Origin of the sequence: Shewanella sp. 10N.286.48.B5 (genome assembly GCF_002874355.2) — a bacterium.
Taxonomy (GTDB): Bacteria; Pseudomonadota; Gammaproteobacteria; order Enterobacterales; family Shewanellaceae; genus Shewanella.
In genome coordinates this window covers 1,950,427-1,970,362 of sequence record NZ_MCVG02000001.1, presented here as the reverse complement: position 1 = coordinate 1,970,362, position 19,936 = coordinate 1,950,427, and the positions used below count along the sequence as shown (strand labels likewise).

Here is a 19,936-nt window from a genome sequence, read left to right as displayed (position 1 = left end):
TTTTATCGGCAATTTATGTTGCTATTCCCGCTATCTCTACAATACTTAAAGCTTAAAGCATCATATTTTTGTTTTAAAAAGGCAAGGTTGGTTGTTCCAATGAACGATTCAAGGATGAAGTATGTCACCATTTGCAGGCTTGTTAAGAGAGCTCACCGCATCAAATGAATCATTATGCATTTGGCGTAAAGTGGTATTTGACCGGATATTTACCACGTTAGCCTTCCTTTGTATTCCCGTTTACTTTACTAGTGTTTATTTGTGTATTGTTCAAGGCTTATGGCCGATGGCGATCTTTAATACAGTGGTTTATGCCACCTTATTGCTGATTATTTATAAAAACAACTTAGCAAATAGACTGCGATTCATCATTGGTTGCTTACTTGCCTATATGATTGGAACAGGCTTCTTACTGGCGATAGGCCCAAGTGGTGCCGGTTTTTTCTGGTTATTTCTTTTTCCTCCATTAACAGGGGTGTTATTAGGTCGTAATGCCAGTTATTGGGCGCAAATACTCAATGCCATGTCGTTAGTTATTGTTGGTATTTGCGGTCATTATAATTGGTTGCCTTGGCCGAGTATTGAAGGCTACAACAGTATTATTTGGGCGGTTGTATGCATTAATTTTGTGGCAGCTAATGCCATTCTTACGCTTTCTATCAGTTATTTATTAGAAAAATTATTCAGTTCGTTACAGTCAACATTAACTTCAAGAAGAGCAACTGTGATTGGTTTAGCCAAATTGGCAGAATATCGCGACAATGAAACAGGCGCTCATTTATTACGTATGCAGCACTATGCCGCGTTATTGGCAAGCCAAAGAGGGTTAGACAAAGATGCGCCTAATGAGTTAACTGGCTCATTTGTAGAAGAAATAACTCTGTCAGCTGTATTACATGATATTGGTAAAGTGGGGATTGCCGATGCTATTTTATTAAAACCGGGTCGACTAACCCCTGAAGAGTTTGAAAATATTAAAGCTCACCCAGTGATTGGCGCAGAAGTGTTAGATTCTCTAATTGAATTTGCGCCTCAATGCAGTTTTATAAAAATGGGCCGTGATATTGCTGGTGGGCATCATGAAAAGTGGGATGGCAGTGGTTACCCTAAAGGGCTAAAAGGTCTCGAGATCCCATTGTCTGCAAGAATAGTCGCGCTAGTGGATGTGTACGATGCGCTGACTTCACCACGGTGTTACAAAAAGCCCTTTAGTCATTATGAAGCGGTAAGAGTGATAGTTGCAGGAAAGGGCAAACATTTTGATCCAAGGTTGGTTGAGAGCTTTATGAGCGTACATGAACAATTTCAGCAATTATCATTAAGCTCATTAGATGACGATCCCGCTTATACCAATGTTCCTTGTTTACAAGCAGTGGAGCCGTCGGCACAAAAAGTGAGTTAACGTCAGTACAAGTTAAAGCGATAAAAAAGCCAGTTAGGTTACCCTAACTGGCTTTTTTATAAGTTAATACTTGAGCCGTTATTTGGCTAAAAGTGCTTTACGTTCTTTAGAGGCTTGGGCTAAATCACGTAATAATTTTTCTGAGTCTTCCCAATGCAGGCAAGCATCAGTGATACTTTGACCGTATGTTAATGGCTGGCCTTCAACGACTTTCTGGTTGCCTTCAATCATAAAGCTTTCTGCCATAATCCCTGCAACCGCAGTGCTGCCAGCGCGCATTTGCGCCATGATGCTATCAGCAACTTTTAGCTGGTTTTTATGTTTTTTCTCACTATTACCATGGCTAAAATCAACCACCATACGTTGGGTTACGCCAACGGTTTCGAGCTGGGCGCGGACGATTTCAACATCTTCGGCTGAATAGTTCGGGGTTTTACCACCACGTAAAATGATATGGCCATACGGGTTACCGTGTGTACGATAAACTGCCATAGCACCATCTTTATCTGGTGAATAGAATATATGTGGTACTTGGGCGGCGCGAACAGCATCGACTGCAATATTAATGTTGCCGTCAGTACCGTTTTTAAAGCCAACAGGGCAAGATAAAGCCGACGCCATCTCACGGTGAATTTGGCTTTCAGTGGTGCGGGCACCAATAGCGCCCCAGGTAATTAAATCGGCAATATATTGACCATTGACCATATCTAAAAACTCAGTGGCAATAGGCAGTTTTAATTCAGTGATTTGCTGAAGTAAATGACGCGCCATACGTAAGCCTTTGTTTGGGCTAAAACTACCATCAAGATCAGGGTCTGAGATTAATCCTTTCCAGCCAACAATAGTACGCGGCTTTTCAAAATAAACCCGCATCACAATGCATAAGTCGTCTTTTAACTCATGGTGAAGTTTGGCTAACCGCTGGGCGTAATCTAAAGCGGCTTCGGTGTCATGTATTGAACAAGGACCAATGATGACCAATAAACGTTGATCTTCGCCAGCAATAATGGCTTCAACTTCATGACGTTGCTCAACTAAATAATCGGCAGCATCTTGCGTCAGTGGGTATTCAGATGCGAGTTGCGCAGGAGAAATAACCTTACATAAAAGGGATGTACGTAGTTCGTCTGTTTTAATAGTCATTCACTTTACCGAGCATGTTTGCGATGAATTAACATCATATTGCTCGAGATTATAACTAATTAGCAGGCGTTAGACACGGACAAATCATGCAGGTTTTTGAACTGATATCATTTTATTCACATAAGTTAGCCGAAAATGTTATGAATTTCACATTTTCGGCTTAACAGTTAAATAACCACAGCGACATTAAAATTAAAACATGTGACGCTTCAGCCCGGTAATATCGAGGATTTTAGCTGAAATCTCTTCTACAGAATGAGATGTGGTATTAACAAACGGGATCCGTTCTTTTTTATACATCATTTCTACTTCTTTCACTTCAATCCGGCATTGTCTTAGTGATGAATAGCGGCTGTTTTCCATGCGGCCTTGGCGAATTTCATGTAAACGTTGGGGATCAATGGTTAAGCCAAATAATTTGGACTTATTACGTTTTAACGCTTCAGGTAACTTGAGATTATCCATGTCATCTTCAACAAAAGGGTAGTTTGCTGCTTTAATGCCAAATTGCATAGAAAGATACAAACTCGATGGCGTTTTACCGCAACGAGAAACACCTAGCAAAATAATGTCAGCTTTATCCATATGTTTCATGGTTTGACCGTCATCATTATCTAAAGTGAAATTAATCGCATCAATACGATTATCATAAGATTCGTTAGTCGTGCTTTTACCGTGAGTTCGGTTGATCACCGGCGCAGCTTTTATACCCAGTTGTTGTTCTAATGGCGAAACAAAGGTGTTCAAAAAATCATAATCTAAACCTTCACTGGAGAAAATAATATCGCGAATGTCGGAATTTACGATGGAATGGAACACAACGGGTCTTAAGCTTGTTGTAATAAAACTATCATTGATTTGTTGTTTTACCTTTTCAGCTTTAGCAATGCTGTCAATAAATGGAATTGTAAGTGCTTCAAAATCAACTGGAAATTGGGATAGGACAGCATGGCCAAATACTTCTGCTGTGATCGCGGTCCCATCTGAGATATAGAATACTTTTGGTGTCATTTCAGCCTCTTGTAGTAATAAAATTACAAATAAAATTATACATTTACGGTTGTTGAGGGGGAGTGTAGAATGCCTCTGCCCTCGTGTGAAGGGGCCATTGAAATAAACTTGTGGAGAGATAACTGTGCAGCAATACATACTCTGGTATCAAGAATTAGGCATGGGTGATGTAAACAAGGTTGGCGGCAAGAACGCGTCACTTGGTGAAATGATCAGTAACCTGGCTAATGCCGGTGTTCAAGTACCTGGCGGATTTGCGACTACATCTCATGCATTTAATGAGTTTCTAGAGCAAAGTGGTGTTAACCAGAAAATTTTCGACATCTTGGCAACCCTTGATGTTGATGATGTAAACGAACTTGCAAAAGTTGGTGCGCAGATCAGACAATGGGTTATCGACACCCCATTTCAACCAGAACTAGAAGATGCGATTCGTGAAGCTTACGAGCAACTTTCTAGCGAGACTCAAGAAGCTTCATTTGCAGTGCGTTCATCAGCAACAGCTGAAGATATGCCAGATGCTTCGTTTGCGGGTCAACAAGAAACTTTCCTAAACGTTAAAGGCTTTGAAGCTGTACTGCTTGCGATTAAGCATGTTTACGCATCGCTATTTAACGACCGCGCAATTTCCTATCGTGTTCACCAAGGTTACGAGCATCAAGGTGTGGCATTATCTGCTGGCGTACAACGCATGGTACGTTCAGATAAAGCGTCTTCTGGTGTGATGTTTACCATGGACACTGAATCAGGTAACAACGACGTTGTCTTTATCACTTCATCATTTGGTTTAGGTGAAATGGTAGTACAAGGCGCTGTTAACCCTGATGAATTCTATGTTCACAAACCAATTTTAGCGCAAGGGCATAAAGCCGTTGTGCGCCGTAATATCGGTAGCAAGATGATTCAGATGGTTTACTCTGATGATGCTTCTCACGGCAAGCAAGTTAAAATCGAAGATGTTGCAGCAGCTGAACGCGGCACTTTCTCTATTAATGATGAAGAAGTGATGGAGCTTGCAAAGCAAGCGGTGATCATTGAACAACATTATGGCCGTGCAATGGATATCGAATGGGCAAAAGATGGCAACGACGGTAAGTTATATATCGTTCAAGCTCGTCCTGAAACTGTTCGTAGCCGTGAAGACGTGCAATTAATTGAACGCTACCACTTAAAATCCAAAGGTGCTGTTGTTTCAGAAGGACGCGCGATTGGTCATAAAATCGGTACTGGTGTAGCTAAAGTGCTAGCCTCTATCGAAGACATGGATCAAATCGAGCCAGGTGATGTACTCGTTACTGACATGACTGATCCAGATTGGGAACCTATCATGAAGCGCGCTAGCGCAATTGTCACTAACCGTGGTGGCCGAACTTGTCACGCAGCAATTATTGCGCGTGAGCTTGGGGTTCCTGCAGTTGTTGGTTGTGGTGATGTTACTGACCGCATCAAAAATGGCCAAGTAGTGACTGTATCTTGTTCTGAAGGCGATACCGGTTTCATCTACGATGGTAAGCAAGAGTTTGAAGTTATTACTAACCGTGTTGATACCTTGCCTGAACTACCAATGAAAATCATGATGAACGTCGGTAACCCTGATCGTGCATTTGATTTCGCCCGTTTACCTAATGAAGGTGTGGGACTTGCGCGTCTTGAGTTTATTATCAATCGCATGATTGGTATTCACCCTAAAGCGCTGCTTGAATTTAATTCACAACCTGCTGAGCTGCAGCAAGAAATCAATGAAATGATTGCAGGTTACGAATCACCAGTTGAGTACTATATCGCTCGTCTAGTGGAAGGTATCGCAACCATCGGTAGTGCGTTCTATCCTAAGAAAGTTATCGTACGTATGTCAGACTTTAAGTCTAACGAATACGCTAACCTTGTTGGTGGTGACCGTTACGAGCCTGAAGAAGAAAACCCAATGTTGGGCTTCCGTGGTGCTAGTCGTTATATCTCTGAATCGTTCCGTGACTGTTTTGCTCTAGAATGTGAAGCAATTAAACGTGTGCGTAATGATATGGGCCTTAAGAACGTTGAGATTATGATCCCATTCGTTCGTACCGTTGATGAAGCCGCGCAAGTTATCGAATTATTAAAAGAGCAAGGTTTAGAGCGTGGTAAAGATGGTTTACGCGTCATCATGATGTGTGAGTTACCGTCTAATGCATTATTAGCTGACCAATTCCTTGAGCATTTCGATGGTTTCTCTATCGGTTCTAACGATTTAACTCAATTAACTTTGGGTCTAGATCGCGATTCTGGCATTATCAGTCACTTATTCGATGAACGAAATGATGCTGTTAAAGCATTGCTTTCATTAGCGATTAAAGCGGCTAAAGCCAAAGGTGCTTATGTTGGTATTTGTGGCCAAGGCCCATCTGATCATGCAGATTTTGCACAATGGCTAGTAGAGCAAGGTATTGATACTGTGTCACTTAACCCTGATACAGTCATCGACACTTGGTTATATTTAGCAGAAGAACATGCTTAATATGCTTGAAAAGTTAGTTTTTAGTTAACTAATTTATCAACATGAACAAAAGCCGCTTTTAGCGGCTTTTTTTTTGTTTATAATGGCTTTAAATTACTATAAACAGAAATTGACTATGTTACCGCTGCTATCACATCAACAGACGTTAGAACCAATTTACTTAAGCTTTCTTGATGCGCTTGAAGCATCTTCGTTTTCTGGCGAAATTGATAAACGTTATAGTGCGCGTTTAATTCAAGCGACCGACAATTCTGTTTACCAGTTTTTACCTCAAGCAGTGATTTACCCTTTATCCCAAGCGGATGTTGAGCTGGTGATGACATTAGCTGCTGACCCTCAATATAAACAAGTGACTTTTAGTGCCCGTGGCGGCGGTACTGGCACTAACGGACAATCACTGACCCATGGCTTAATACTTGATGTCTCAAGGCACATGAATCAAGTACTGGAAGTCAATGCAGAAGAAGGCTGGGTACGAGTACAAGCTGGTGTGGTAAAAGATGCACTTAATGATGCCCTTAGGCCACATGGGTTCTTTTTCAGTCCAGATTTATCAACCTCTAATCGTGCAACGGTTGGCGGCATGGTCAGCACTGATGCATCGGGTGCGGGTTCACTGGTTTACGGTAAAACATCTGATCATGTCCTTGGCCTTACCAGCGTATTGGTTGATGGTAGTGTGCTTTCAAGCACACCAATAGCGGCAGATGAGGCGTTAAATCAGTCAGAGTCCCAATCCGTAAACACCAATAGCTTTGCTGCCAATATTATTAGCACGATTGCCAAGCGTTGCCGCGACAAGCGTGAGCTTATTCTAAAACAGTTTCCGCCATTAAATCGTTTTTTAACCGGATACGATCTAAAACATGTATGGAATGATGATTTAAGCCAATTTGATTTATCACGCATACTTGCAGGCTCTGAAGGTACACTGGCGGTATTAACAGAGGCCAAATTAAATATCACCCCATTGCCACATACGCGGATGATGGTAAATATTAAATATGACTCGTTTGAATCAGCATTGCGTCATGCACCATCATTGGTTGAAGCCAATGCCACCGTGGTCGAAACCATAGACTCAAAAGTGCTGAATTTGGCCCGTGAAGATATTATTTGGCACTCAGTGTCTCACCTCATTGAATCAGTACCCAATAAAACCATTGAAGGCCTCAATATGGTTGAATTCGCTGGGGATGAGGCTGATATTAGGCAAGGCATTGCTGCCCTTGAAAAAACACTGGCGGCACAATTGGCTAGCGAACAAGCTGGGGTTGTGGGTTATCAAATTACTGAAGATAAGCCCAGTATTAATAAAATTTACGCCATGCGTAAAAAAGCCGTAGGCTTGCTAGGCGCAACTAAAGGCCGCAGAAAACCACTGCCATTTGCCGAAGATACTGCCGTACCGCCAGAAAATTTAGCTGACTTTATCATGGAGTTTAGGGACTTATTAGATGGCCATAAATTGCAATATGGCATGTTTGGTCACGTTGATGCAGGAGTGCTGCATGTGCGTCCCGCGCTTGATATGTGCGATGAAGCGGATGAAAAGCTGCTAAAAGTGTTATCCGATCAAGTTGCTGAACTCACGCTTAAATATGGCGGTTTGATGTGGGGCGAACATGGTAAAGGGGTGCGTGGTGAATATGGACCAGCCGTATTTGGTGATGAACTATATGGCGAACTTGAAGAGGTTAAAGGCTTATTTGACCCTGACAATCGATTAAATCCGGGCAAACTAGTCGCGCCTAAAGGCAGTGGCCCAATGATGTTTAATGTTGATAGCGTTAAGCGCGGCACCTTTGATAGACAAATTCCGATTCAAGTCCGTGATGCATTTCCTGATGTAATGAATTGTAATGGTAATGGCTTATGTTTTAACTACAGTAGCTATTCGTTCATGTGTCCGTCATTTAAAGTTACCGGCGATCGGATCCATTCACCTAAAGGCCGAAGTGGCTTGATGCGGGAATGGTTAAGGCTGCTGGAGGCAGAGGGCGTTGATGTAGAGGCACTGGCTCAATCTAAACCTTTAAGCTTTATGCAGCGAGCGCAAAACAGCTTTCACATTGGCCGAGATTATGATTATTCACATGAAGTCATGGACTCGTTAAAAGGCTGTTTAGCCTGTAAAGCCTGTTCAGGGCAGTGCCCTGTTAAAGTGGATGTGCCTAAATTTCGCGCGCAATTTTTCAATATCTATTACAAACGATATATGCGCCCAGCAAAAGACTATTTAGTTGCAGGTATTGAAGACATGCTGCCGCTTATGGCTGCTATGCCAAAAGTAACCAATTTTGCCTCGCAAAATAAATTAAGTCAGTGGGTTATCAAAAAATCTATTGGTTATATAGATTCACCTGCATTATCAGTTCCCACATTAAAACAGCGTCTGGATGGCCATCCAAGCCGTGGTTATGATTTAGAGGCGCTGCAAAGTATTCCAACATCAGAGCGTGGCAATTATGTACTGGTGGTGCAAGATCCATTTAACAGTTTTTATGATGCTGAGCTGGTTTATCGTTTTATACAATTAATAGAAAAAATAGGTTTAAAGCCGGTGTTATTGCCGTTTAAACCCAATGGTAAACCATCACACATTAAAGGCTTTTTAGATAAATTTGCCGCGACTGCCAAATCAAGTGCAGACTTTTTAAATCAAGTTTATCAACTTGATATGCCGATGGTTGGCTTAGACCCTGCATTAGTGCTTTGTTATCGAGATGAATATCAAGAGGTGCTAGGGGCGCAGCGAGGCAATTTTGAAGTACTGTTAGCTAATGAGTGGTTAACCGATGCGATTCAACTCATGCCAGCGTTAGACAAAACCAGCGCGTCATTTAGTTGGTTTAGTCATTGTACAGAATCCACCGCAAAACCGGCTACGGCAAACGAATGGAAAGCGGTATTTAATCATTTTGGCGCTGAGTTTGAAATGATCAACGTGGGTTGCTGCGGTATGGCGGGCACCTATGGCCATGAACTGGATAATATGGGCCGCTCATCTAAGCTGTTTGCTATGTCTTGGCAGCCAACCTTAGACAGCATCGCTGAGAAAAGCCAAATATTGGTATCAGGCTATTCTTGCCGTAGCCAAGTGAAACGTTTTGCGGGCTTTAAGCCAAAACACCCAGTAGAAGCCTTACTTCAGTTACTGATTGCTGCCGATGAGCACGTTGCTAATGACTAAACATAAAAATGATGAACCATTGAGTATTGCCAGTCAATTAGGTGCAGAAGTTGATTTATGTAGCACTGAGCCATTGTTTTATATTGACCATCATGGGGATTGGTTCTATTTAGCCAGTCCTTTACCGACAAAATTTGCTAAGCTTTTTGCCAGTGTGCTTCATTGTATTGATAATGAATATTTTCTTATCACCCCGGTTGAAAAGGTTAAAGTCAGCGTAGATAACCATGCAATTTTTATCGTTGACTATGAGCCGCTAGCAAATAATGGACTAACCTTAATAAGTAGCATTGGCACTGAGCATCAGATTGTTGATATTAAGGCTGTGAAACTATTAGAAAACACCATTGAAGTGCCCATTGAGCGAGGCATCATCGCTTGTTTGGGGCGGGCTTGCTATTACCGTTATATAAATCAGTTTGTAATAGATTGACTAAAAAAGCGGTCTTATACGTACAAAGAGGGTGAGGTGCTAATTGGCCTGTGTAGCAAGCTGTTGTATAACAAAGCAGCTCCGCAAGGGTTTACTGACCTACACGTTAACAAGCTTAATAAGTATAAAGATAAATAATATCAGTACTTAAGCCTGTTGATGTTAGTCACATCCGTTAGTGATAGCACCAATGATTAGTAGCAATTACATTTTTAGGGCAACATTGATTAACTTGGTTAGTTCTTTTACGCACCAGCCACCAAGTATTTTATGTTGATGATTAACTTTTGCGCTTAACTAAGGATTGATGAGCCTGTAGGAGTGGTTATATGAAACGATACGAAAGCCTATATTATCAAATCTCGCATCTTAATCTTACGCTGCAAAACGAGCTAGATGAACGCTTAAAACGTTACCAACTTGACGTTAAGCTTTGGCCTGTGCTGTTTTCACTGTGGCAAGAAGAGGGCATTAGCCAAACTGAACTGTCTAAAGTGTGTGATGTGGCTAATTACACTATGACTAGGCTATTAGATCAACTGCAAGTACAGGGTTATATCACTCGCCATCAAGAGTCTGATAACCGCCGCGCCTTTCAGATTTTTTTAACTGATGCCGGTAAGGCCTTAGAGCAAGATCTTATTGGTGAAGCTGAGTGGGTTAATCAAAAATGCCTAAGTGGCTTATCCTATGAAGAGCAACAAACTTTCATGAGATTATTAAATAAAATCAATAAGCCAGATTAACATCATTGTTTGGGGCTTATTGATCGTTAGGCTAAAGCGCCAACCTATAGCTAAAGCTTCTAGCTCTTTCATATATCTACACATGTAAAAATAACCCGCTAGCCATTAATACAGCTTGCGGGTTATTTATTAGCCATTATTTTTAGCTTGTAACTTTGTCTGAGAGCTATAGCCTAGTAAGCACTAGGCCTCTAAATCCTCGTGTTTATGGACTAAATTAAAATCTGCTAACACCGCATACGCACAGGGAATAATAAACAGTACCAACAAGGTTGAGGTAAATATTCCAAACACAATTGATATTACAATGGGTTTTACAACCTGCGCTTGTAGCGAGGTTTCTAACAGTAATGGCCATAGTCCCGCAGCAGTGGTCAGTGAGGTGAGAAATACTGCTCTGAACCTGTCTCGAGACGCTTTAATTACCGCTTGCTGAATATCATCGCCAATATCTATGTGATGGCGGATATATTGCACCAACAAGATGGAGTCGTTAACCACAATACCCGCTAAAGATACAAAGCCAAGAATTGATGGCATTGATAGATTATGGCCTGTGAGTAAATGGCCCCAAAACACACCTATGAGTGCTAAAGGAATGGCTAACATCACCACAAAAGGTTCTAAATAGCTTCTAAATTGAAAACTTAAAATCGCAAATAATCCAAATAAACCGATAATAAAACCCTGTAAGAAAGAAGCGCCAGTCTTAGCGGTTTCTTTGGCTGCGCCTTCATAATCAACTTTTAGTCCCGGATACTTTTGGCGTAATTCATTAGCGTATTCATTTTGCACTTTGGCGACAATTTCGCTGCCATTGGCTTTGGCATTATCTATGTCAGCCATAATGGTTACAGTGCGCTGACTTTCAATGCGCTGAATACGTACATAAGATCGTTCAAAGTCTAATGTTGCTACTGCGCTTAATGGTATCTGATTACCGTTACTTAACATGATTGGGAAGTTAGCTAACGCTTGCAGATTACCTGCTTGCTGTTTATTCAACCTGACTTGTATTTCGATGTTTTCAGGGCCTGATTGCACATCATCTGCGGTTTGGCCAAAGTATGCCGCACGCAGTTGCGATGCTACCATCTCACCATCAACACCATAATTTTCAGCGCCATCTTTTAATTTTACCAGTACTTCTTCTTTGCCTGGGCGCATGTCATCTAAAATGCCATTAACCCCAGAAAACTGACTTAAGTAAGATTGCAAATCAACGGAGGCCAGTTTCAACGTGGCTAAATTATCATGCTGCAGTCTGACTTCAACATCACGGCCAGCAGGGCCCATACTCGGTTGTTTAAATACCAAGGAGATGGGCTCTGCAATATCACCACTGGCGCTGCGCCATGCTGAAATGAAGTTATCAATCAGGGTTTCGCGGGTTTCAGCTGATAACAAATCTAATCTTACCGTTGCCACATGTGGGCCTTGTTCGCCCGCATCCGCATTGACATTATATTGCTCGGTAACGTAGCGGATGAGATTCGACTGTTCGCCATTTTGTTGCGTTAATTTATCGCCAACGGTATTGGCTGCGGCAACCAAGTGACTAACGACAGTTTTGGTTTGCTCTAAAGTGGAACCTGGTGGCAAAATGATTCTTGCTTCAGCAATATCGCCATCGAGTTCAGGAAAGCCGACAAACTTTACCGCGCCACCTGCCACTAAGGCAAAAGACAGCATTAAACCGCCAAGTGTAAGCCCAAGGCTGGCATAGCGCCATTTCACCACAAAGGTAACGGCATTAACTAAGGTGTTGTTTTTGAAGTGTTCAAACTTTTCTAAAAAGACCCGTTTAAACTTTAACGGTGGTTTCTGCTGTTTATTAGATTTTAGCGAGTGACTTAAGTGATTCGGTAAAATCAAGAATGCTTCAATTAAGCTCACACTTAAGACCATGATTAATACCAGTGGCACCACCGACAATACCGCGCCCATTTGCCCGTCTAACCACAATAAACTGCCAAAAATAAACACTGTGGTTAAAAATGATGAAAATACGCCTGGGGCGACTTTATTTACCCCTTGGATCACCGCCTCATTGGTGGGTAAGCCTTTTTCAACATGGGCAGCAACGGATTCGGCAATAACAATGGCATCATCCATCATAATACCAATTGCCATTAGTAAGCCGACTAGGCTCATAATGTTGATTGACACGCCAAACATGCTCATTAAGAACAAGCCGCCCATAAAGGCTACAGGTAAGCCCGCTGAAACCCAAAACGAATAGCGTAACGAGAAAAATAACCACATCGAAAAGAACACTAAGATGATCCCTTGCCAACCATTTCGCAGCAGCATTGATAATCGGTCTTGCAGTAGTGAAGATAAATCGTTGGTTAAGGTTAGGGTCACGCCATCGGGGGCTATAAGCCGTTCTTGTGCGATAAACTCAGTGACTCTGGACTTAATTCTTAAGGCATCATCGGCTTTGTTTTTTTGCACTTTAAGCATGGCCGCGGGTTGGCCGTTAAAGATGGTATGTTCTTCCTCAAGCTCAAATAAGTCGGTGATGGTAGCAATGTCGCCTAAGGTAACCACGCCGCCTTCAGTATTAGAGGAAACGATGATTTTACTGAGGTTATCAGGGGTGATTTGTCGTTCATCAAAACGGATCAACAGGTTTTTATCAGAAAGCTCGATACTGCCAGCGGGCATTTGGACATTTTGCCTGCCCACTTTATCAGCTATTTCGGCTACTGTTAGCCCTAAGCGACGAATATCCGCTTCGTTTAACTCGACTCGTATTTGATGATCTGAAAAGCCAGACACGCTCACTAAGCTCACGCCCGCCTCGATTTTTAACCGTCGCTTTAAATCCTCAGCATAGGATTTAAGGTGTGGCAAGCTGGCATCTGCAGCGATGGCAATATCTACAACCGGTTCAGCCCAATCAAGCTCTTTGACCGTTGGTGGGTCAATTTGCGCCGGAAAGTCTTTAATGGCGTTAATTTCGGTTTGAATATCAACCAAACTGCGGCCAATGTCGGCTTCGCCATTAAGTTTTACCGTCAATGATGCAATCCCTTCTTGGGCGTCACATTTCACTTCTTCGATATTACTTAAGCCATCAATGGCGTCTTCCATACGCAGGCACAGGCTTTCTTCCACTTCTGCTGGAGATGCGCCGGGGTAAACCACACTGGCGATAATGTAAGGCGGACTAAATTCAGGAAAGGTTTCACGTTTAATGTTACCAATACTGCTTAAGCCCATGACAAAAAATGCCAACATCATTAAGTTAGCAATGGTGGGGTGACGAGTGAAAAAATTAATCACAGTGCCTGCTCCTCGTCATTCGCTAGATCACTTGTTACTGGGGTAGTGGTTTCGTTCGCTGTTGATAATTTAAGCCCCATGCCATTAATGGCAGGAATTAAGTCATTGGTAACCACACGGTCATTTTGGTGAATATCGCCTTTAATGGCGACGCCATTGTCGGTTCTAAATAGCACTTCAACCTGTTTAATAACCAGCTTGTTGTCTTGATCCATTAAATAAACTTGCTCACCATGTAAGGCTTTTTCTGGGATAACGTAATGCTCTGAGGGATAACCTTTAATATAGGAGGTGACAAACATGCCCTTGGTTAATGGCGGTTTAGCTAACAAATTCATTTGGTTGAAATCTTGATCAACTTCAAGATAAAAACCTATCGTCGCTTGATCTGGGTTTATGGTATCGGCAACGCGAGTCAATTTAGCTTGCCATTGGTGTAAGGTTTTACCCATATTGACCGTGATATGAGTGTCAAAATTAACTTTTTCAATTGAAGGTAATGCAGAGGTATCTCTTGGCAGTTCATTAATTGAATGAATTAAGGTTTCGGCATCAAATAATGACAATTCAGCCTTTATTTCAACTGCGCCTAATTGATGGGCCTCGAACAACACAGCGCCATTGGTGACGGCTTGAGCTTGCTCAATGTTGACCTCGGCAATGCGTGCATCAAAAGGCAAAGTAAAGCGAGTATTATTGAGTTGACGTTGGGCATCTTCCAGTAAAGCTTGATTAACCTTAACTTGCGCCGCAGTGACTTTTTTATCATCAGGCAACAAGCTTAAGCTGCTGGTTAAGTCTTGCACTAAGTTACGCTGGGCCAGTAAAGCTTGTTTTTGGGTTTCAAGTTCTGATTTTGAGATCAAGTTTTTCTTATTTAACGATTGTTTACGTTTATATTCTTGATCAACTAAGGTCAGTCGTTGGCGCTCAATTTCTATGCTTGATTGTAAGTTTATTTCTTGCTGATTTAGCTGTACTAACTGCGCTTGAGCTGAATTATAGTTAGCTTCAGCTTGAGCAAGTTTTAGTTGGTATTCAAGAGGGTCAATGGTTAACACTAAGGTGCCAGCCTTGATCAATCTGCCCGTTTCAAGCTCAGGGTGGCGATAAGTAATTTTGCCGCCCACTTCGGCAATGCCTTGCCAGATATGCTTTGGAGCCACACGACCATAGGCTTTGATCACAGGTTGTACGGGCTGTTTTGTCAGGCTAATAACATCGACCAGGCGTGATTTATCATGGTTGGCTTGCAACTCTGGTGACGAGCGTAATGATATCGCAGCGATAAAGATGATAATACCGGCGATGATGCCTGGAAAAACATAGTGTCTTTTTAACGGGGTCATGTTAAGCGTCCTGACTGAGTTGAGATTCATTGGCAATAAGCCCATGACGTAATATTTGTGCATTTTGCTTAGCTAAATGCTGTAAAAATTCTGCTGAGGTTTTAATATTCAATGCTTGTTTAAATATGTCAGGCATTAAGAATGGAAATACCATTAAACTAATAAAACTCATTTTGGCGCACATTGGATCAATACCTTGCTGTAGACGGTTTTGCTGATGCATCTTTTCAAAAATGGTTAACCTATTTTTCGGGAATAAACTCAACAAATTGGCTTGCAGCTCTTGGTTTTTCTTGGTGGTTTTAAGGCTGGCGGTGCGAAATATGAGTTTCGGAAAATCTGGGTTTTGACTCATAATTTTATAAAAGGCCAGTAATATTTTTTCTGGTGAATCTTGAGTCGATTTTTCCTTGGAATTATTTAATTGGGCATGAACTGGCTCAATGGTTTCCTTGAGCATTTCGGCAAAAAGCCCCAATTTAGATTGAAAATAATAGCGGATTAAACTTGCATCCACTTTTGCTTTAGCAGCAATGGCTCGAATAGAGACTTTATCGTAATCATTATCGACAAATAAGGTTTTTGCTGCATTGATAAGTGCGCAGCGATTATCTGCTTTGACAGCTGGCCTACCGACTGGCTTTTTAACTGGCATTATTTTTTTAGGCATAAATTCAACACAGCTTTGAAGATACTTAGCGTATCCATTAATTCATTAAGTGTAGAATATGGTAAAGCAATGCAGCGGATTGTTTTAGTGAATTAATTCTTCAATATTCATCATCTGATGAATTATTTAACTAGATCACAAATACAAGCGCTAGTGAAGGCTGGGATTAGCGGAATAGCTATTTACTGCCATGAAGTCAATGATTAAAGCTACAAGTCGAAGCATAATTTTACCTATAAAACCACTTGGCAAACTTAGTGGTGTTATTTTGCAAAGAAGCAAAGAAGCAAAGAAGCAAAGAACAGTGAGCTATTAAGAGGAAAGATAAAAACTGCCATTAAAAAAGGCTAGCAATGCTAGCCTTTCATCTAAATGGTCAATTGAGTTATAGATCAGATCGCAGTGGTGAGAATTTCGCGGCTTACTGCTAAGTCAATATCGCCATGTTCGCCAAGTTTAGTCATGCCATGGCTTTCAAGTGCAGCAACTAATACGTCAACTTGCTCTGCACCAAGATCAATATCACTTAGGCGTGTAGGGACTTTCATTAACTTAAAGAAGTTTTCGGTAGCCTCAATAGCTTGATCAATTTTTTGCTCATCGCTACCTGTTGTGATGCCAAATACACGTTCAGCATACTGAACTAATTTTGCATGTTTTTGCTCACGACGCACTTTCATTACCGCAGGAAGCACGATTGATAAGGTGCGCGCATGATCAATACCATGGCTTGCTGTTAGTTCATGGCCAATCATATGTGTAGACCAATCTTGTGGTACACCGGCGCCAATCAAGCCGTTAAGCGCCATAGTGGCAGACCACATGATATTAGACCTAATCTCTAAATCGTCTTTTGTTTCAGCAGCAAGGGCTTTAGGGCCTTCTTCAATTAAGGTTTGTAGTAAACCTTCACTGAAACGGTCCTGTACTTTAGCGTTTACATCAAAGGTTAAATACTGTTCCATGATGTGGATATAAGCATCAACAACACCATTACCAATTTGACGGTCTGATAAAGATAAAGTGACTGAAGGATCAAGCACTGCAAATAACGGACGTACTAATGGGCTACCAAAAGGCAATTTATTACCATTACGAGTAATAACAGAGCCGCCATTTGATTCAGAACCCGTAGCAGGTAAGGTTAATACGGCACCAATAGGTAATGCTTGTTCAATTTTGGCGCCTTTTGCGACGATATCCCAAGGGTCATCACCTTCAAATTTCGCAGCAGCAGCAATAAATTTAACCCCATCGACCACTGAGCCGCCACCGACTGCTAGCAAGTAATCGATGTTTTCAGCTTCAATGATGGTTTGTGCCTTCATTAACGTATCGTATTGTGGATTAGGCTCAATACCTGAAAACTCAAACCATGTGTGATCTTTGAGCGCATCAGACACTTGCTGATAAACACCATTTGATTTAATGGAGCCGCCGCCATAAACAACTAATATTTTAGCTGATGTTGGAATTTCCTTTGAGATAGCGCTAATTTGGCCCTCACCGAAATGAATTTTAGTGGTATTTTGGAATGTAAAATTAAGCATGAGAATATCCTAAATAACGAATTTATGACTCAGTGATCTGAGCAACTAATTTTTGTGCTGTTAATGATGAGCTTGCAGGATTTTGGCCTGTAATAACTAGCCCATCTTGAACTGAAAACGCATGCCAGTCAGCTGCTTTTTGGTAATCTGCATCACGTTTTAGTAATTCATCTTCTAATAAAAAAGGAACTACATCAGTTAATTGCACAGCATCTTCTTCACTATTTGTAAAACCAGTTACCGCTTTACCTTTTACAAGGTACTGGTCATCTTGTTTTACGTTAAGTAACGCTGCCGTTGCATGACATACCGCAGCAACAGGTTTGTTTTGAGCAATAAATTGCGCGATTAATTTAATAGAGTCTGCATTATCTGTTAAGTCCCACAGTGGACCGTGACCGCCAGGATAAAATACCGCGTCGTAATCACTGGCATCAATATCAGCTAATACGTTGGTGTTAGCCAGTGCCATTTTAGCTTGGCTATCGTCATCAAAGCGCTGAGTGTCAGTGGTTTGAAAGCCTTCTAGTTCACTGCTTGGATCAATCGGTGGTTGTCCGCCTGCTGGCGATGCGAGGGTGATTTCAAAACCTGCATCTAAAAACACATAATATGGAGCGGCAAATTCTTCGACCCAAAAACCAGTTTTGTTACCCGTGTTGCCTAGTTCTGAATGAGAGGTAAGCACCATTAATACTTTTTTCTGTGTCATTTTAAAACCCTTTTATTTTAGTTATTACGGCAAGTACAAAGCTTGCATAAGTTCTGATGTAGAGTGATTCAAAAGAGAAAGTTATTATCTCTTTGTTGAAAGTGGCTACAGTATAGAAAGCCAATTAGCATCTGACAATGCAGATATAATTGACTTCATTGTTTAAATAATTGATACAATATTCCAGTAAATAAACTCTTGGATATTAAAATATGAATGTGTCATTTGAGCAGTTGAAAAGCATGGTGGTTTTTGCCCAAGTTGTTGAACAGGGCAGTTTAAGCGGCGCAGCAAAGCATATTGGTCTTTCAAGGGCGGTAGTGAGTTATCACATAAAAAAGCTTGAAGCGCATTTAGAGGTAAGACTGTTAAATCGATCTACTCGAAGTATTAGTTTGACCGAAGAAGGTGAAGCCTATTATCAATCTTGTAAAGTGATAGCCGATCAAGCTAACACGGCCAACAAGCAAATTGAGAATATGAAAAGTGAGCCTATGGGTTTGATTAGGATCACCTGTCCTGTCAACGCTGGCTTAGAAACCATAGTGCCAGCCCTTAATGAATTTAAACGTTTGTACCCAAAAATTGAACTTGATGTGATGTTAACTGATGAAATCGTTAATATTATCAATCAAGGCATTGATCTAGCTATTCGTGGTGCGCCTTTGGTTGACTCAGGCTTACAGGCAACTAAATTATGTGTGCTCAAAACTTGCCTATGTGGCTCGGTTGAGTATTTTAATAAATACGGCAGGCCAGAAACCCCAGCTGATTTATCCAGCCATGACTGGGTGATGTATAAACCACAAAAAAAAGTGCTGCATCTTAATAAGGGTTCACGCTCATTTAGTATTGAAATGAAAGGCTCAATTACCACCAATAACGCCTCAGCGCGTACCGCATTCATTGAAGGCGGCCATGGGATAGGGCGAGTGCCAACCTATGATGCTTGGCCAAAAGTGAAACAGGGCAGTTTAGAAACCGTATTGGATGATTATCAATTTAGTGACATTACCATTTATGGGGTATTTCCACCCGGGGCGACAGATTCTAAAAAAGTGCGCTTATTGCTAGATTTCTTAAAAGCGTACTTTGATAAAAAAATACGTAATCTTGAGCAATCGATTTTGTGAGTTGAAGCCTATTAGGTAAATCTGCAGCGATGTTTAATGATATTAAAATTTTGATAAACATTTAAGTGTTGATCAGATTTTATTATTGTTTGTGATGTTGATTATCAACAGGTTTTATTTTTTAATGATTGTATTGTTCGTCTTCAAATAAATTAAATAGTGTATTTGTGAAATTTTTTATGGCGGCATTAGGTCTAATTAAATGACCGTTGTGAAAGCACAGTTGCTAGCTTGAATATAAGTGACATTAACTATTAATTTATTGGAGTTGAACATGAAGACTAAATTAACATTAGCGATTGCTATGGGATTATTACTCAGCAGTTTTACAGCCCAGTCCGCCAGCATAACCTTTCATGACGATCTTGATGTCGATAGCGTTAATGGTGTTATTGTAGAGTTTCAGCGTGAGGTAGACTTAGGCCAAGGGCTACATTTGTTAGAAATTAGCTATAGTGATTTATTTCAAGATAATGCCGATGACTCAGGTTATTGGGTAAAATCAGAGCCGCTATATTTAAGACTCGATGTACAGGGCAGTGAAACATATCATTTAGACATACCAGAATTGTATTCTGCAGATGATGCCAAAGACTTTTTACAAAACCCGATTATTTCATTAACCACAGATGGTAATAATTATAAAAATATTACCTTATTAAGCCAATCTCAATTATTTACCCTGTTATTACATGAAAAGTAATGGTTAATATTTTGTCGTTGCAATTTGCTGTTTCAATTTTCAAATTATTTAAAAACGCTATTGAATTTATTTTAACTAGCGTTTTTTGGGTTGTAAATTTAAAGGA

14 protein-coding genes are annotated in these 19,936 nt (G+C 41.0%); 7 read left to right on the top strand and 7 right to left on the bottom strand.

The genetic code is table 11. The features are described from left to right. The first annotated feature begins 121 nt into the window (after nt 1–121). Nucleotides 122–1,402, top strand: coding sequence for an HD-GYP domain-containing protein (locus BCU57_RS08450; protein WP_102436531.1), 1,281 nt, complete (start codon nt 122–124; stop codon nt 1,400–1,402). Between the two features lie 78 nt (nt 1,403–1,480). Here the strand turns inward: BCU57_RS08450 and BCU57_RS08445 are convergent, their stop codons facing one another. Together BCU57_RS08445 and BCU57_RS08440 are read right to left on the bottom strand one after the other, a co-directional pair. Beyond that, nucleotides 1,481–2,545: a 3-deoxy-7-phosphoheptulonate synthase gene (locus BCU57_RS08445; protein ID WP_102436529.1), complete on the bottom strand. Its 1,065-nt coding sequence runs from the start codon at nt 2,543–2,545 to the stop codon at nt 1,481–1,483. Between the two features lie 192 nt (nt 2,546–2,737). Beyond that, nucleotides 2,738–3,556 (bottom strand): pyruvate, water dikinase regulatory protein, encoded by an 819-nt coding sequence (locus tag BCU57_RS08440; RefSeq protein WP_102436527.1) that lies wholly within the window; start codon nt 3,554–3,556, stop codon nt 2,738–2,740. A gap of 124 nt (nt 3,557–3,680) precedes the next feature. Between BCU57_RS08440 and ppsA the strand changes: the two genes are divergently transcribed. The 4 genes from ppsA to BCU57_RS08420 all read left to right on the top strand — a co-directional run bounded on the left by ppsA (nt 3,681) and on the right by BCU57_RS08420 (nt 10,422). Further along, nucleotides 3,681–6,050: a phosphoenolpyruvate synthase gene (gene ppsA / locus BCU57_RS08435; RefSeq protein ID WP_102436525.1), complete on the top strand. Its 2,370-nt coding sequence runs from the start codon at nt 3,681–3,683 to the stop codon at nt 6,048–6,050. A 115-nt stretch (nt 6,051–6,165) separates the two neighbouring features. Beyond that, nucleotides 6,166–9,243 carry an FAD-binding and (Fe-S)-binding domain-containing protein gene (locus BCU57_RS08430; RefSeq protein ID WP_102436535.1) on the top strand — a complete coding sequence of 1,026 codons (3,078 nt, stop codon included), beginning with the start codon at nt 6,166–6,168 and terminating at the stop codon, nt 9,241–9,243. Continuing rightward, entirely contained in the window at nt 9,236–9,676 is a 441-nt protein-coding gene (locus BCU57_RS08425; protein ID WP_241901000.1) for a DUF1285 domain-containing protein, read from the top strand. The genes BCU57_RS08430 and BCU57_RS08425 overlap by 8 nt, the downstream gene beginning before the upstream one ends. 329 nt (nt 9,677–10,005) lie before the next feature. Beyond that, nucleotides 10,006–10,422: a MarR family winged helix-turn-helix transcriptional regulator gene (locus BCU57_RS08420; protein ID WP_102436521.1), complete on the top strand. Its 417-nt coding sequence runs from the start codon at nt 10,006–10,008 to the stop codon at nt 10,420–10,422. Nucleotides 10,423–10,605: 183 nt separating this feature from the next. On the opposite strand, the gene BCU57_RS08415 is transcribed toward BCU57_RS08420, so the two are convergent. The 5 genes from BCU57_RS08415 to BCU57_RS08395 all read right to left on the bottom strand — a co-directional run bounded on the left by BCU57_RS08415 (nt 10,606) and on the right by BCU57_RS08395 (nt 17,994). Further along, a complete protein-coding gene (locus BCU57_RS08415; RefSeq protein ID WP_102436519.1) occupies nt 10,606–13,713 on the bottom strand; it encodes an efflux RND transporter permease subunit in 3,108 nt (1,035 codons plus the stop codon). Then, on the bottom strand, nt 13,710–15,062 hold the full coding sequence (locus BCU57_RS08410; protein WP_102436517.1) for an efflux RND transporter periplasmic adaptor subunit: 1,353 nt from the start codon (nt 15,060–15,062) through the stop codon (nt 13,710–13,712). Before BCU57_RS08410 ends, BCU57_RS08415 begins: the two co-directional genes overlap by 4 nt. 1 nt (nt 15,063) lies before the next feature. After that, nucleotides 15,064–15,732 carry a TetR/AcrR family transcriptional regulator gene (locus tag BCU57_RS08405; RefSeq protein ID WP_102436515.1) on the bottom strand — a complete coding sequence of 223 codons (669 nt, stop codon included), beginning with the start codon at nt 15,730–15,732 and terminating at the stop codon, nt 15,064–15,066. 392 nt (nt 15,733–16,124) lie between these two features. Continuing rightward, nucleotides 16,125–17,282 (bottom strand): iron-containing alcohol dehydrogenase, encoded by a 1,158-nt coding sequence (locus BCU57_RS08400; protein WP_102436513.1) that lies wholly within the window; start codon nt 17,280–17,282, stop codon nt 16,125–16,127. A 22-nt stretch (nt 17,283–17,304) separates the two neighbouring features. Beyond that, on the bottom strand, nt 17,305–17,994 hold the full coding sequence (locus BCU57_RS08395; protein WP_102436511.1) for a type 1 glutamine amidotransferase domain-containing protein: 690 nt from the start codon (nt 17,992–17,994) through the stop codon (nt 17,305–17,307). Between the two features lie 212 nt (nt 17,995–18,206). Here BCU57_RS08395 and BCU57_RS08390 point away from each other — a divergent pair, with 212 nt between their 5' ends. Further along, entirely contained in the window at nt 18,207–19,127 is a 921-nt protein-coding gene (locus BCU57_RS08390; RefSeq protein WP_102436509.1) for a LysR family transcriptional regulator, read from the top strand. A gap of 274 nt (nt 19,128–19,401) precedes the next feature. After that, complete coding sequence (locus tag BCU57_RS08385; RefSeq protein WP_102436507.1) at nt 19,402–19,830, top strand: DUF2057 family protein; 429 nt, start codon at nt 19,402–19,404, stop codon at nt 19,828–19,830. The last annotated feature ends 106 nt before the right edge of the window (nt 19,831–19,936 follow it).

What these genes read in the sequence shown, in the direction of transcription:
- BCU57_RS08450 (WP_102436531.1), top strand. Translation starts at nt 122, where the DNA reads ATGTCACCATTTGCAGGCTTGTTAAGAGAGCTCACCGCATCAAATGAA.
- BCU57_RS08445 (WP_102436529.1), bottom strand. Translation starts at nt 2,545, where the DNA reads ATGACTATTAAAACAGACGAACTACGTACATCCCTTTTATGTAAGGTT.
- BCU57_RS08440 (WP_102436527.1), bottom strand. Translation starts at nt 3,556, where the DNA reads ATGACACCAAAAGTATTCTATATCTCAGATGGGACCGCGATCACAGCA.
- BCU57_RS08430 (WP_102436535.1), top strand. Translation starts at nt 6,166, where the DNA reads ATGTTACCGCTGCTATCACATCAACAGACGTTAGAACCAATTTACTTA.
- BCU57_RS08425 (WP_241901000.1), top strand. Translation starts at nt 9,236, where the DNA reads ATGACTAAACATAAAAATGATGAACCATTGAGTATTGCCAGTCAATTA.
- BCU57_RS08420 (WP_102436521.1), top strand. Translation starts at nt 10,006, where the DNA reads ATGAAACGATACGAAAGCCTATATTATCAAATCTCGCATCTTAATCTT.
- BCU57_RS08410 (WP_102436517.1), bottom strand. Translation starts at nt 15,062, where the DNA reads ATGACCCCGTTAAAAAGACACTATGTTTTTCCAGGCATCATCGCCGGT.
- BCU57_RS08405 (WP_102436515.1), bottom strand. Translation starts at nt 15,732, where the DNA reads ATGCCTAAAAAAATAATGCCAGTTAAAAAGCCAGTCGGTAGGCCAGCT.
- BCU57_RS08400 (WP_102436513.1), bottom strand. Translation starts at nt 17,282, where the DNA reads ATGCTTAATTTTACATTCCAAAATACCACTAAAATTCATTTCGGTGAG.
- BCU57_RS08395 (WP_102436511.1), bottom strand. Translation starts at nt 17,994, where the DNA reads ATGACACAGAAAAAAGTATTAATGGTGCTTACCTCTCATTCAGAACTA.
- BCU57_RS08390 (WP_102436509.1), top strand. Translation starts at nt 18,207, where the DNA reads ATGAATGTGTCATTTGAGCAGTTGAAAAGCATGGTGGTTTTTGCCCAA.
- BCU57_RS08385 (WP_102436507.1), top strand. Translation starts at nt 19,402, where the DNA reads ATGAAGACTAAATTAACATTAGCGATTGCTATGGGATTATTACTCAGC.